The sequence below is a fragment of the Mycobacterium sp. NPDC050853 genome, assembly GCF_040653875.1.
GTDB lineage: Bacteria > Actinomycetota > Actinomycetes > Mycobacteriales > Mycobacteriaceae > Mycobacterium.
This window is the reverse complement of record NZ_JBFAGW010000002.1, coordinates 670,886-684,054: the sequence shown is the minus strand read 5'-3', so window position 1 is coordinate 684,054 and position 13,169 is coordinate 670,886. Positions and strand designations below refer to the sequence as shown.

Here is a 13,169-nt window from a genome sequence, read left to right as displayed (position 1 = left end):
CCATCGCACCGTCTAGGAGTTCCGTCGTGTCGTCCCTCGCCGTGCGCTCCCTGTCGGTGCGCTTAGTGCGAATCCTGCTCGTCGTCTCCCTGTCGGCTTTTCTGCTGGCAGCGGGCTGTTCCTGGCAATTGGGTGGGCGTACGCCGCTACCGCAGGGGGTGCCGCCGCCTTCCGGTGATGCGGTGCCCGATATCGCGACGCCGCCCGCACATATCCAGGGCCGTCCCGCCGACCAGCTCCGCGAGTGGTCGACACCGCGTGCGGAGCGGACGGGAATTCCCGTCATCGCCCTGGAGGCGTACGCCTACGCCGCCAAGGTTGCCGAGCGCGAGAACCCGCGCTGCAAGATCGCATGGACGACGCTGGCCGGAATCGGCACCGTCGAGAGCCATAACGGCACCTATCACGGCGCCGAACTGCAACCCAATGGCGACGCGCTGCCGCCCATCCGTGGTGTGCGTCTGGACGGGTCCAACGGAAACCTGCAGCTTCCGGATACCGACAAGGGTGTGTTGGACGGCGACCCGAATCAGGACCGGGCGATGGGGCCCATGCAGTTCATCCCGGAGACCTGGCGTATCTACGGTGTCCGCGCCGCAGGGGAGGGCGAGCCCAGCCCGGACAGCATCGATGATGCGGCGCTGTCGGCGGCCGGTTACCTGTGCGCCCGCGGCGGCGACCTGAGCACGACAGATGGCTGGATCAAGGCGCTATGGGCGTACAACATGTCCGATGTGTATGCCGAGCAGGTACGGGACTGGGCCACGGCCTACGCCAAGGGTGGGTCGCCGTAGCACTAGTCTGTCTCTCGAGACCCGACCGGAGTGCACCCTAAGGAGAGACAGTGCCGATTCTTGAGCAGATAGGCGCCCGCGAGATCCTCGATTCACGCGGCAACCCGACCGTCGAGGTCGAGGTCGTCCTGACCGATGGCACGTTCGCGCGGGCGGCCGTCCCTTCTGGTGCCTCCACCGGTGAGCATGAGGCCGTCGAGCTGCGCGACGGTGACGCACGCTACGGCGGCAAGGGCGTCACCAAGGCCGTGAACGCCGTGCTTGACGAGATTGCCCCGGCCATCATCGGACTGAGCGCCGATGATCAGCGCCTTATCGATCAGGCGCTGCTTGATCTCGACGGCACTCCGGACAAGTCACGGCTGGGAGCCAACGCCATCCTTGGCGTCTCCCTGGCCGTCGCGAAGGCCGCCGCCGACTCGGCAGGCCTGGCGCTGTTCCGTTACCTGGGCGGCCCGAATGCGCACATCCTGCCGGTGCCGATGATGAACATCGTCAACGGCGGCGCCCACGCCGACACCGGGGTGGATGTGCAGGAGTTCATGGTGGCGCCGATTGGCGCGCCCAGCTTCAAGGAGTCGCTGCGCTGGGGCACCGAGGTCTACCACTCGCTCAAGTCCGTGCTCAAGAAGCAGGGCCTGTCCACCGGTCTGGGTGATGAGGGTGGATTCGCCCCCGATGTCGCCGGAACGCGGGCCGCCCTGGACTTGATCAGCATTGCCATCGAGGCGACGGGTCTCAAGCTGGGCTCGGACGTAGCGCTGGCTCTGGACGTGGCAGCCACCGAGTTCTACAGCGCCGCTGACGGTTACAGCTTCGAGAAGGAGAAGCGCACCGCCGAGCAGATGGGTGCGTTCTACGCCGAGCTGCTCGACGCTTACCCGCTGGTATCCATCGAGGACCCGCTGTCGGAGGACGATTGGGACGGATGGGTGGCGCTGACCACGGCGATCGGTGATCGCGTTCAGCTGGTTGGTGACGACCTGTTCGTCACCAACCCCGAGCGCCTGGAGGAAGGTATCGAGCGGGGTGCCGCGAATGCCTTGCTGGTCAAGGTGAATCAGATCGGCACACTCACCGAGACCCTGGACGCGGTGACGCTGGCGCACGCCAGTGGCTACAAGACCATGATGAGCCACCGTAGTGGCGAGACCGAGGACACCACCATCGCCGACCTGGCGGTCGCGGTGGGCAGCGGCCAGATCAAGACCGGCGCCCCGGCGCGTAGCGAGCGGGTGGCCAAGTACAACCAGCTGTTGCGCATCGAGGAAACTCTTGGGGACGCTGCCCGCTTTGCGGGAGACCTTGCATTCCCACGCTTTTCGATCGAGACGTCCGACTAGCGGACAAGCTGACGGGCTGAGGCCGAGCTATGGCTGAATCCAAACGCCGCCCCGCGTCCGGTAGGTCGCGGGGACCGGCTCCCGCTGCGCGTAAACGGACGCCGGTGAAGCGCCCGGCGCAGAAGGTCGTCAGGGGTGCCCCTCGGACAGGCCCAGCGGCGCCTACCAAGGCGGCTAAGGCAACCAAGGTGACGGGGGCCACCGGCGCGGTGGCCGCGTCGATCGAACGCAGCGCCGAGCAGCAGTCCGAGCAGCGCCTCGGGTCCACCGCGCGGCGGGCCGCCATCTTGGCCGCCGTGGTGTGCGCACTGACCTTGACCGTGGCTGGCCCGGTTCGCACCTACTTCTCGCAGCAGGCCGAGAGGAGTCAGCTCGCGGCAGCGGAAGCGCAACTGCGGGACCAGATTTCCTCGCTTGAGGATAAGAAGCGACGACTGGCGGATCCCGCCTACATCGCTGCCCAGGCGCGTGAGCGGCTGGGGTTCGTGATGCCCGGTGAGGTGCCGTTCCAGGTGCAGCTGCCGAATACCCCCGTCGACGCCAGGCCGCAGGGGCAGGGGCCGGTGGATAACGGCAATCCTTGGTACACCAACCTATGGCACAACATCGCGGACTCGCCCACGGCGCTCCCCGGTGAAAACACGGGAAGCCCACTACCCTCAGCACCGGCGCCACGCTCGTGATCTCAGAAGATGATATCGCTGCGGTCACAAGGCAATTGGGCCGAGCACCGCGAGGAATGCTGGAAGTTTCGTTCCGTTGCCCCAACGGTGAGCCCGCTGTCGTGAAGACCGCTCCGCGGCTGCCTGACGGGACGCCGTTTCCCACGCTTTACTATCTGACGCACCCGGCCATCACGGCTGCGGCTAGCCGCCTGGAATCCAGTGGGTTGATGCGCGATATGACGGAACGCCTTGCCGCCGACGAGGATCTGGCTGCGGCGTATCGGCGTGCACATGAGAGCTACCTCGCGGAGCGCGATGTCATCGAGCCGTTGGGAACCGCGGTCACCGCAGGCGGTATGCCCGACAGAGTGAAATGCTTGCACGTGTTGATTGCTCATTCGCTCGCGATGGGGCCGGGGGTAAATCCCTTGGGGGATGAGGCAATTCGAGAGCTGACGGGTACCATTCCCGGTGTGCTTCCGGAGCAGTGGTAGTGCGCGTAGGTGCCGTTGACTGCGGCACCAATTCGATTCGGCTGTTGGTGTCGGATGTCGACGACTCAGGGCGGTTGACCGATGTGCATCGTGAGATGCGGATCGTGCGTTTGGGGCAGGGCGTCGACGCGACGGGGGAGTTCGCGCCGGAGGCCATCGCGCGTACCCGGATAGCGCTTGGGGTGTACGCCGATCTGATGAAATCTATTGGGGTGCAGCGTGTTCGCATGGTAGCCACCTCGGCTGCGCGCGACGTCTCCAATCGTGAGGCGTTCTTCACGATGACCGCAGAGCTGCTCGGAACGGTGGTTCCGGGGGCGGTCGCGGAGGTCATCACGGGCACCGAGGAGGCAGCACTGTCGTTCGCCGGCGCGGTAGGAGAGCTGGACTCGGCGGCAGGGCCTTTCGTGGTTGTCGACCTTGGTGGCGGATCGACGGAGACGGTGATCGGTGACGTCGGCGGGGTCAAGGCCAGCTTCTCGGCAGATATCGGCTGTGTGCGGCTCACCGAGCGGTGCCTGCATTCGGACCCGCCCACAGCTGACGAGATTGAGGCGGCACGTGATGTGGTGCGTGCGCAGTTGGTGCGCACATTCGACGCGGTGCCGGTCGAGGAGGCGCGAACCTGGGTCGGGGTCGCAGGCACCTTCACCACGCTGGCAGCACTGGCGAACCGGTTGGACGTGTACGACCCCGCCGCAATCCATCTGTCGCGGGTACCGCTGGGGCGTCTTGCCGAGGTGACGTCCTCGTTGATCGCGATGCCGCGATCGGAGCGAGCCGCCTTGGGGCCGATGCACGAGGGGCGTGTCGACGTCATCGGCGGTGGATCCATTGTCGTGCAGGAATTGGCGCGTGAGTTATCGGACCGTGCCGGAATCGTCGAGCTGGTGGTCAGCGAGCACGACATCCTCGACGGCATCGCGATGTCTCTTCGCTAGTTAACTCCGGCTTAATGCCCATGGTGTGACATGGGTGACAAGTTGACAGTCTTCATGTTCCAGCAGTTGACAAGATCATCAAATCAACTGACAGTTGATATATCAACACGATCTAATAACGGGCAGTTGATGTCCTGTAAACGGTCAGTTGAGTAGGCGCAGCGTCGCGCACGAGCCCGGATCAGCGGATGTTTGGTTAGGTGCGGAAGGTTTGGTTGGTTATGTCCTTTTCGATGTCCACCGCCGTAGTACGCGAAATTGGAGTCACTGAAACAGGTTTCGTGCGACGCCCGGACAGTGACGGTGCCGCGATCGCCTATCGCACCTATGGGAAGGCACGGCCCGGTATCGAGCATGTGTTGCTGGTTCACGGCAGCCTGCAGTCCTCGAGCGTGTGGTCCAAGCACGGATACATCACCCAGCTATCTCAGCAGTATCGGGTGACCACCATCGACGTGCGCGGCCACGGTGACAGCGAGAAACCCGATCATCCCGGCGGTTACGCCATCGCCTCTTCAGTGCGGGACGTCTGCGCGGTGCTCGATCACCTGGGCATCGAGCGCACGCACTACATCGGTTACTCGCTTGGTGGACGAATCGGACTGACGCTGGCTGCTGTAGCGCCGGAACGGCTGACTTCGCTGGTGGTCGCCGGCTCGTCGCACCGGCCGCAGCGCGGCGCGGTGGACATGCTGATCTTCCCGGATGCCGTTCGGGTGGTAGAGGAATCGGGGCTCGACGGGTTCATCGCGGGGTGGGAGGCGCACCGAGATCAACGGATGGGGTCCGCATTCCGTGCGACGATCGAGGCGTTGGGGCAACGTGGGCTGTCGGCGCTGCTGCGGCAGTGGGATGACGAACCCGGCGTCGCCGAGCAGGACCTTCTTCAGATTTACACGCCCACACTGTTTTTCGCCGGGTCGAAGGACCCGCTGCGTCTGGCGGAATCGCGTGAGGCCGCGGTGCGGATGCCCCGCGCCTACTTCACGCTGTTGGCGGGGTGCGATCACGGGCAGACCGTCACGATGCGCGAGCCCATTCTGGACCGCGCCGAGGCGTTCTTCCGGTTATCCGAGTTCTCCGATATCGAGAAGCTCCGGGTGGCCGGATGACCGAGCGTCCCGGGTTGGGGACGCTTGCGCGTATCGGCGTGCTGGGGGGGATATCGGGCGGGCTGCTCGGTGGTGGCACTGGTGTGATCACCGTTCCCTCGCTGGCGCGGGCAACCGCGTTGAGCAGGGCGGTCATTCATGGCACCTCGACGCTGCCGAACGTCTCCGCCGCTATAGCGGGTAGCACCGTCTACGCGTTGCACGGAGCGAAGGTGGATGTGGTGGCCGGCGCCGGGCTGATGGCCGGTGGGGTGATCGGCGCAGTGGTGGGGGCCAAGCTGGTGGCACGAATCCCGGAATGGATCCTTAAGGCGCTGTTCGTCTTCGTGCTGCTGGCGACGGCGCTCAAGCTGCTGCTCAGTGCCTCGGGTATCGATCCGTCTGCGGGCGACGCCTTGCTTCCCGACGGCGTCTTGTCCAGTGTCCCATCTGTAATCGCCATCGGGGCCTTCGTCGGCTTCGTGGTGGGCGCCTGGTCGGCCGCCTTGGGTCTGGGCGGTGGGCTGCTGACGGTTCCGGCCATGCTGGTGCTGTTCGGGTCCGACCTGCACGTGGCCGAGGGCACCTCGTTGATGGTGATGCTGCCCAACGCGCTCGTCGCGTCGACCACACATCTACGGCAGGGCACGGCTGATTCGTGGATCGGCTTCCGGTTGGCCGCATTCGCGTTGCCGGGCACCGTGGTAGGAGCTCTGCTGGCGCTCGCCCTCAACGCTCGATGGCTCGCGTTGGTATTCGGCTCTTACCTGGTGTTCATCGCTATCCGCGAGATTGTGCGGGCCCTGAAGACGAGGAAACCGCCTGTCCGGCAGACGAAGCAACCAAGGCCAGTGCCGTCGCCTCAGGCGTGTGTTGGCGGTTGATCTTCTGGAGCTCGCGCGCAACGGCCAGGAGCCAGCTCAGCTCCTCCTTGCGGTTGGCTCCGGGAAGCTCGCCGATGATCTTGGTGCCAGAGGAGCTCTCGCTCCGCGGCGCGGTGCGCTGTTGCTCGATGGCCGAATAGATCTGGCGGGCGGCGGACGTGGTCGATGAGTCCTCGGCGAGGTACGGGCGGATGGCACTCAGGCCGTCGCGAATCTCGACAATTCTGCGGTAGAGCCGGTAATTGTGATCGCCGATCGCGGCCCGGGGTGGTGCCAGCGCGATCTGGCTGTTGCCCTCGTACAGTGCGGTCCACAGCGGCTCCAGTTGGTGGTGCCAACGATAGGTCTGGATGCGTTGTCGAGTCGACGACACCAGCTGTGAAAAGGATGGTCCGGCAAGGCCTATCACGATGAGGATCTGCCCGATCGTGGCGGCGAGTGGGGCCAGGCGCTGCCAGGAGTAGCTGTCGTTGGTGATCATCCCGTAGATCGCCGAGTGGGCCCGCATGATGCAGAACAGCAGGCACATCGTTGCCCCGGCGGCGGTGAGCAGCATGCTCCGTCGCAGCCACGCCACATCGTGAAACCGGGCGTACTGGAGGCATTTGACGATAATCAGGAGTGCGCCCAGGCCGTAGGTGATCAGGTAGATCATCATGTACGCGACCCAGGCGGGTTTGGCGCCGTGGGAGGCGTAGAAATCCTGTGGCAGCTCGGAGGTGGGTGCCACAAACCAGCAGAGAGTCAGAGCGCCGCCAACCGCCACTGCCATGCCGATCCACAGCCGTGCGCGCTGTACGGCCCGGTGCCCAGATTCACCCCAGAACGTGATGACGATGAGTACGCACGCAGTCCACGCCATACCGCCGGACAGGTTCAGGACGAGCCGGCCCATGTTGTGCACGCCGACCAGGTTGTCGAATTTCTCATACAAGGGCGGGGTTGCCAAGGTGACGGCAATCCCTTTGAACAGGAACGACAACAACAGCGCCACTGAGGCGGGTGGGCGAACTCGAGAGCGCAGCATGTTGGCGGCAACCACCACTACGGCGGCAAAGCTGAAGACGGCCGCAACCGAATACGCCGCGGCGGAGTCTTCGAAAACTGAGGTCACGGTGCCGCCGGCGCACCTTCCAAGGTCAGTGATTCCAGAATGCGTCGCAGGTTGGCGTTCGTGACGGCGATGGGGCGGTGGCTGTCCGGACTGACGCGCTGCCCCATCATCGAGGCGAGCATCTCCGCTTCGACTTCCTGATCGTCCAGATAGGTTTCGCGGCAAAGGACTTCGGCAAGATCGCGGCGGCTGTTGCTGGTGTGCCCGCACATCACGTGGCTCAGCTCGTGCAAGATGATGTGCTCGCGGTGCATGGTTGTGGTGTCGCTGTCGTACACCACGTAGTCGGTGGCGTCGGTGCGGACGAGGAGGCCGTGCACGCCGCTGCCCGAGAGCGAGTACGGGACGAGTTGAATATCGCGCTCACTGAGCTCGCTGGCGCGGGCGCGGATGTCTTCGACAGCGGTCAGCGTCTCCAGCCCCAGATCCGTGAGCTTGCGGCTGCAGCGTTGGTGTATTGCTTGAAGTTCGCGAGTGGACCGTAGATCGGTTGTGACACAACGCATCTTCGGCATGATTACTGCCCGTTGCTGGCCGAGTTGTCCACCGTGGGCAGGCCCTGGAGTGCGCGCACGTGATCGAGCACCGCGGCGACGGTTTCCAGGCTCTGCTTATTCAGGCCGATCGCGCGCAATGCGATCAGCTCGACCTCATCCCGCGTGGTCTCGTCCAGGGCGCCGAGGCGCTCATCGAGCGAATAGGTGCGCTCGGGATCGGTGAGCACGGAGAGTGGAACGCGGAAGAAGTCGGCCAGCGCGCCGAGCAGGTCGATGGCGGGGCGGGCGCGCTTTCCAGTGCGCAGCGCCGACAGGTAGGCGCCGCCGACCTTGATATCGGAGTTGGCCTTCTTGATACCGCTTGCGACTTCGTCGTTGGTCCACATGCGTCCGTCGGGGCGCCGATGCGACTGGAAGAGCGCATTGATGCGATCAGCGAGGTTCGCCTCGGCGGATTTGGCGTCCTGGATGGGCGCCTGCAGCGGGCTCGTAGTGGCCATCGGATAAGTCAAACACTGATGTGACGCGCCCTCAACGCGAGGGGGCAGACTCCGGGTGTGATTCAACGCACAGTTGAGTGCCCGGTTTAGCGGTATGTGTCCGCGAGGTACTCGATCTGACAGGCTCGGCGCGCAAGCTTCCCGCTGGTGGTGCGGGGAATCGCACCCGCGGCGACCAGCCGGATATCGGCCACCGGCAGTGCGTGCTTGCGTGAGATGGCGGCGCGGATGGCCTCGACGACCGGTTCATGCTCGACCCGCCCCGATCCGGGTGCCCGTTCGGCGACGATGACCAGTCGCTCGCTGGTATCGGCGATGGCGGCCTCGGCGAGTTGATTGGCCGCGACGGAGAATGCCGCGACATATCCGGAGCGGACGGCGGGAGAGGACTCCGAGGCGGTGGCTTCGATGTCCTGGGGGTAGTGGTTGCGTCCGTCGATGATGACGAGGTCTTTGATGCGACCGGTGACATACAGGTTGTCCTTCAGGTACACCCCGAGATCGCCGGTACGCAGCCACCGGCTGTCGTCGGCGGTTCCGGTTGCGTGGCTGCGCTGTTCGAGCCTTGAGCGCAGCCTGTTGTGGAAGGTCTCCTCCGTCTCGCGGGCGCGGCCCCAGTAGCCGCGGCCGATGTTGTCGCCGTGGAGCCAGATTTCTCCGATTTCTCCCTCGGGGAGTTCGGCTCCGGTTCGTGGGTCGACGATCACCAGCCACTGGCAGGAGATCACCTGACCGCAGGAGACATGGGGCACCGCCGTCGGAGCGTCGGGGGGCACCGGGACGGCACGGTCTTCCGCGAGCTGGGCACGGTCCAGGTAGATCATGCTGGGGAGCGCGTCGGAGGCGATGGTGGCGACGGAGAGCGTCGCCTCTGCCATGCCGTAGGACGGCTTGATGGCGGCGGGCGGAAATCCATGGGGGCCAAAGGCCTCATTGAATTTCTCGATCGCGGAGAGGGTGACCGGCTCGGATCCGTTGAGGAGGCCCGCGACATTGCTCAGATTCCAGGTCTCGCCAGCCGGGGGGCGTCCGCGCTGTGCGGCGAGTTCGAATGCGAAGTTCGGTGCCGCCGCGAACACCCGCCCGTAGGCGGATTCGGCGGCGAGCTGTTTGATCCACCGGCGGGGGCGTCGCACGAACGCCAACGGTGACATCAGGGTGATGTGACCACCGCACAGCGCCGGGAACAGGATCATGATCAACCCCATGTCGTGATACAGCGGCAGCCAGCTCACGCTGCGTGTACTCGCGTCGAGGCCACCGGCCAGAATCATCTGAAGCACATTCGTACAGGCCGCGCGGTGAGTGATCTCCACTCCGGCCGGGGTGCGCGTCGAGCCCGAGGTGTACTGCAGATACGCGATGTCATCGGTGTCGAGCTCGACGGGTGCCAACGTCTCGCCGACCGAGTCCGGTACCGCGTCGATGGCGATGACCCGCGGTCGGCGTTGGCGAGGAAGCTTGCGCAGAAAGGTGTTTACCGATTCCGCGGCACTGTTGGTGGTGAGGATGACCGACGGCGTTGCGTCGGTGAGCACCGCGTCGAGGCGTTCTGCGTGGCCGGGCAGCTCGGGTGCGAACAGGGGAACAGCGATGTTTCCGGCCTGGATGGCTGCGAAGAACCCGATGACGTACTCGATGCCCTGTGGGGCCAGGATCGCGACGCGATCGCCCGGTTCGGTCACCTGCTGCAGGCGTGCGCCGATCGCGCGCATCCGGGTGCTGAGCTGATTCCAGCTCAGCTCGATGGCCGCGCCGTCGTCGTCACGTGTGAAGTCGAGGTAGCGGTAGGAGATGGTGCTGCCGAGCTCGGCGATATTGCGCTCGAAGTTCGAGAGCAGCGTCGAGCCGGGAGGGAGTTGGATCGTGCCGTCGGCACCGAGATAGTCCTCGACTCCGCTCTCGCGAACGGCCACTCCGTCTGACATATCCAACTCCCGACTCACGTTAAAACACTACCTGCGCTAACTAAATAATCGCCTAGCTCGCAGGTGATTCGCCATTCCTGTGTCGAGCGGCAACGTTCGATGTCGACGATCTCGAAATCTGGTGACGACTCAGCACTAGAATCACTTTGAATTCTAGTGTCTTTCAACAGGTATCACCCACCGGCGGTAGTTTCCAATGTGATCCGGGGTGGTCGACGGCTTGGATGTGATTTTGGTCGTACAAATTTAGGTGCAAGAAGGTATCGACAGAGTCTGCTGGGATCGGGAACCGTTCAGCTTGAGACTTCGGTGTATGTATGAAATTGAAATGCTGGGCGAGCTAGCATCTCAAGGCAACTCGATGTGCGCCTCGCTCGCGTAGCCGTTGCCTACCCACACTACGTACCTGTCAACCGGAGCGTCAGAGCGTTCAAACGCCCCGAGAGTGTTTCGATAGATGATGTCGATCCCGTAGTGATGTAGCAGTGCTACGTCTTCGATTGCGGGTTTGGTTGGGAACAGTGTGGCTACGCGGTTGACTGGCTCAACGACGCTATGTGCGTAGTCCAGAATCTGGCCTAGTGCTTCGCGGACCTTGTGGTGGCGGCTACTACTTTTCGCCTCGATGATCTCGTTGCATTCGGGTGACTTCACATCGATGTCCACCACGCCTGATCTGACGAGTCGACGAGTTGCATTGTGGCCCGCGGGAAGCTGATCTTTGTATGCGTTGACCAACTCTGATTCGGCTCTGCGCACGATCACGTCGCGGGCGCTGCGCGAGTAGGTGGTCATTGGCGTCAGGGCGCGCTCGACGGGTCTACGAGACTCATTCTTGCCCAATGCATCCAGTGCCGCCTGGGCATCTTCCACGTCTTCAGTCACGCGAGCTTGAGCGTCAATCTGCAGCGCCGCAAGGACGATGTCGGCGCGATGATCTGCTATGAATCGAGTTCGCTGAAAGTTGTCCTTAGGGCTCGTGCCGAGCGCCGTTTGAAGGATTTCGTAGGGGATCTCTGTTTCTTGGAATGAAAAGAGACTGTAGACATTCCGCCAGGCGCCTCGCTCAGGGTGGGGATCCCAGAGTGTGAGCGAAAACGGCTCATTTCTGAAGGAAGCACCAACCTCGCCGATGGCGCGTATGTGCAATTTCCCTGTGAACAACACAATGTCGCCGGGTTTGAGCTTGTCGAACATCTTGTCGTTCGATCCGACGGCACCCCAGAAGCGGGCCTTCCCAGTCGGGTGGACGGCCTCCAGTGTGGCGAGCTCGTCAGCAACGAGAGGGTGGACACGCTCGGGGATTCTGAAGTCAACTTCCTGATCAAGCGTGGCAGCCCAATGTTTCTGGGCGGCAGCGTCTCCGAAGGACGGTTGGATCAGAACGCTAACCACGGTTTCCCCCTCGTTTCAGTTCGATCCGTAGTCTGGCACGCCCCACCGACATCTGTGCTTCCCTAGAGCTGTGACGTCCTTCGAGGAGTTATGCGATCGGGTTGGGAAGTTCAACGCTGCGCGCGACTGGGGTCAGTTCCATACTCCTAAGAACCTCGCTATGGCGATCTGTGGAGAGGCGGGCGAGCTCGCGGCAGAGATGCAGTGGCTCTCGCCTGCCGAGATCGAGCTTCAGCTCGCGGACGAGGGATTCCGTGAGTCTCTGGCGGCCGAGGCAGCTGATGTACTTCTGTACCTGGTCTCCTTCTCCCGGGCCTGTGGTTTTGATCTGGCAAGAGCCGCTTTGGATAAGTTGCAAGTCAACGAAACTCGCTATCCGGTGAACCTCTCCAAAGGATCGAGCGCCAAGTACTCGCGTCTACTGGCATCGGATGACAGCTCGTCGCCCGGTGCATAACCGAATCCGATTCCTGCAGCTCGTCAACGAGTCAGGACGTTGGACGCCTGGACGCACTGAAGGCCTACGTGTTGCCGCCGCGTCGTTGAGTATCTCGGCTGGCGCTAATGTCGACGTTGTGCAGAGGACGTCCGGACAGACTGTGGCCGCGATGCAATAAGTTTCCATATGACCTGCGAAGCCCCCATAGCCCAATTGGCAGAGGCAGCGGACTTAAAATCCGCCAAGTGTCGGTTCGAGTCCGACTGGGGGCACCGAGTTAGGGCAGGTAGGTGGGCTGGCCGCGTAGGGGAATGGTCGCGATGGGTGCGCGACCCCGGCGTCACCCCGGCGTGTGGAGACTACCTCGGCAGGATTCACAGCTACTTGACAGGGTTCGCGCTCTCGCGCTGTTTGCTGCTAGCGGTGTAGTGTCCGACTTTGAAACTGGAGGTGAGGGGCAATTACGGGTACTGAGGGGCCTCCAGGCGAGTCGTTACAGATCACCCCGGAGCGGGTACTCAAGCTGGCCGAAGACATTGCGTCGAGTACGTCTGATTTTGCTACTGCGTTGACGCAGCTTGATGATCAGGTGCGGAGGCTGTTGGGTGCGGGTTGGAAGGGTGATCCGGGTAGCCAGTTTCATGACGCGTTCGCCGATTGGCATCAGGGGACCTCTGATGTCACTGAGGGCATGAATTCGATGGTGTCTGCGCTACAAGGTGCTGCTACCGCGTTCCGGGTCGCGGACGACCGGGTAAGCGGGGTTTGAGATATGGGTGTGGCATCCGGTGCTTCTGAGTTCCATGTGGAGCCCGACAAGTTGATGACGGTGGTTACGCTGCTCACCACATTCGAAAAGGCCGCAGAGGCGTTCATCGCTGACGTGGACAAGCGGGTCCATGATATGCACATCGAATTTGAAGGTGCTACCGCTGCAGCGCATTTGGAGGCGCACCAGAAGTGGGCGAAGGGTGCAGCGGAGATGCGTGAGGCTGTCGCTGTGTTGAACAAGGTTGTGACTGGGGCGCACGGCAATTACACGGCGGCGATTTCTACGAATACCAAGATGTGGCAACGGGGGTGA

The 13,169-nt window shown here is 63.3% G+C and carries 15 protein-coding genes and 1 tRNA gene; 11 read left to right on the top strand and 5 right to left on the bottom strand.

Annotated elements, in window-relative coordinates:
- Positions 1–74 precede the first annotated feature (74 nt).
- The 7 genes from AB0H22_RS11730 (at position 75) to AB0H22_RS11700 (ending at position 6,212) form a co-directional block, all read left to right on the top strand.
- A complete protein-coding gene (locus AB0H22_RS11730; protein ID WP_219603504.1) occupies positions 75–794 on the top strand; it encodes a hypothetical protein in 720 nt (239 codons plus the stop codon).
- 50 nt (positions 795–844) lie between these two features.
- Complete coding sequence (eno, locus tag AB0H22_RS11725) at positions 845–2,137, top strand: phosphopyruvate hydratase (protein ID WP_180751996.1); 1,293 nt, start codon at positions 845–847, stop codon at positions 2,135–2,137.
- A gap of 104 nt (positions 2,138–2,241) precedes the next feature.
- Complete coding sequence (locus AB0H22_RS11720; RefSeq protein WP_180752251.1) at positions 2,242–2,820, top strand: septum formation initiator family protein; 579 nt, start codon at positions 2,242–2,244, stop codon at positions 2,818–2,820.
- On the top strand, positions 2,817–3,296 hold the full coding sequence (locus AB0H22_RS11715) for a DUF501 domain-containing protein (RefSeq protein ID WP_180751997.1): 480 nt from the start codon (positions 2,817–2,819) through the stop codon (positions 3,294–3,296). Before AB0H22_RS11720 ends, AB0H22_RS11715 begins: the two co-directional genes overlap by 4 nt.
- Positions 3,290–4,237 carry a Ppx/GppA phosphatase family protein gene (locus tag AB0H22_RS11710; RefSeq protein WP_358146669.1) on the top strand — a complete coding sequence of 316 codons (948 nt, stop codon included), beginning with the start codon at positions 3,290–3,292 and terminating at the stop codon, positions 4,235–4,237. The genes AB0H22_RS11715 and AB0H22_RS11710 overlap by 7 nt, the downstream gene beginning before the upstream one ends.
- Before the next feature lie 221 nt (positions 4,238–4,458).
- Positions 4,459–5,349, top strand: a complete 891-nt coding sequence (locus tag AB0H22_RS11705) for an alpha/beta fold hydrolase (protein WP_180751999.1) — start codon at positions 4,459–4,461, stop codon at positions 5,347–5,349.
- Entirely contained in the window at positions 5,346–6,212 is an 867-nt protein-coding gene (locus tag AB0H22_RS11700; protein ID WP_180752000.1) for a sulfite exporter TauE/SafE family protein, read from the top strand. Before AB0H22_RS11705 ends, AB0H22_RS11700 begins: the two co-directional genes overlap by 4 nt.
- Here AB0H22_RS11700 and AB0H22_RS11695 read toward each other — a convergent pair.
- The 5 genes from AB0H22_RS11695 to AB0H22_RS11675 form a co-directional block, all read right to left on the bottom strand.
- The gene (locus AB0H22_RS11695; protein WP_358146668.1) at positions 6,109–7,326 is read right to left on the bottom strand and encodes an MAB_1171c family putative transporter; all 1,218 of its coding nucleotides are present in this window, start codon (positions 7,324–7,326) and stop codon (positions 6,109–6,111) included. The two genes, AB0H22_RS11700 and AB0H22_RS11695, sit on opposite strands and share 104 nt — an antisense overlap.
- A complete protein-coding gene (locus tag AB0H22_RS11690; RefSeq protein ID WP_180752002.1) occupies positions 7,323–7,841 on the bottom strand; it encodes an ImmA/IrrE family metallo-endopeptidase in 519 nt (172 codons plus the stop codon). Before AB0H22_RS11690 ends, AB0H22_RS11695 begins: the two co-directional genes overlap by 4 nt.
- 2 nt (positions 7,842–7,843) lie before the next feature.
- Positions 7,844–8,323: an XRE family transcriptional regulator gene (locus AB0H22_RS11685; protein ID WP_180752003.1), complete on the bottom strand. Its 480-nt coding sequence runs from the start codon at positions 8,321–8,323 to the stop codon at positions 7,844–7,846.
- 86 nt (positions 8,324–8,409) lie between these two features.
- Positions 8,410–10,251, bottom strand: a complete 1,842-nt coding sequence (locus AB0H22_RS11680) for a fatty acyl-AMP ligase (RefSeq protein ID WP_358146730.1) — start codon at positions 10,249–10,251, stop codon at positions 8,410–8,412.
- Positions 10,252–10,599: 348 nt separating this feature from the next.
- Positions 10,600–11,646 carry a hypothetical protein gene (locus AB0H22_RS11675; RefSeq protein WP_358146667.1) on the bottom strand — a complete coding sequence of 349 codons (1,047 nt, stop codon included), beginning with the start codon at positions 11,644–11,646 and terminating at the stop codon, positions 10,600–10,602.
- Between the two features lie 70 nt (positions 11,647–11,716).
- Here AB0H22_RS11675 and AB0H22_RS11670 point away from each other — a divergent pair, with 70 nt between their 5' ends.
- From AB0H22_RS11670 to AB0H22_RS11655, 4 genes are all read left to right on the top strand, one after another.
- Complete coding sequence (locus tag AB0H22_RS11670) at positions 11,717–12,103, top strand: nucleotide pyrophosphohydrolase (RefSeq protein ID WP_358146666.1); 387 nt, start codon at positions 11,717–11,719, stop codon at positions 12,101–12,103.
- A gap of 180 nt (positions 12,104–12,283) precedes the next feature.
- Positions 12,284–12,357, top strand: a tRNA-Leu gene (locus AB0H22_RS11665).
- Between the two features lie 188 nt (positions 12,358–12,545).
- A complete protein-coding gene (locus tag AB0H22_RS11660) occupies positions 12,546–12,854 on the top strand; it encodes a WXG100 family type VII secretion target (RefSeq protein ID WP_358146729.1) in 309 nt (102 codons plus the stop codon).
- 3 nt (positions 12,855–12,857) lie between these two features.
- Entirely contained in the window at positions 12,858–13,169 is a 312-nt protein-coding gene (locus AB0H22_RS11655; RefSeq protein WP_358146665.1) for a WXG100 family type VII secretion target, read from the top strand.

Coding starts and splice junctions, on each gene's coding strand:
- AB0H22_RS11685 (WP_180752003.1), bottom strand. CDS start 8,323: ATGGCCACTACGAGCCCGCTGCAGGCGCCCATCCAGGACGCCAAATCC.
- AB0H22_RS11705 (WP_180751999.1), top strand. CDS start 4,459: ATGTCCTTTTCGATGTCCACCGCCGTAGTACGCGAAATTGGAGTCACT.
- AB0H22_RS11700 (WP_180752000.1), top strand. CDS start 5,346: ATGACCGAGCGTCCCGGGTTGGGGACGCTTGCGCGTATCGGCGTGCTG.
- AB0H22_RS11690 (WP_180752002.1), bottom strand. CDS start 7,841: ATGCCGAAGATGCGTTGTGTCACAACCGATCTACGGTCCACTCGCGAA.
- AB0H22_RS11680 (WP_358146730.1), bottom strand. CDS start 10,251: ATGTCAGACGGAGTGGCCGTTCGCGAGAGCGGAGTCGAGGACTATCTC.
- AB0H22_RS11655 (WP_358146665.1), top strand. CDS start 12,858: ATGGGTGTGGCATCCGGTGCTTCTGAGTTCCATGTGGAGCCCGACAAG.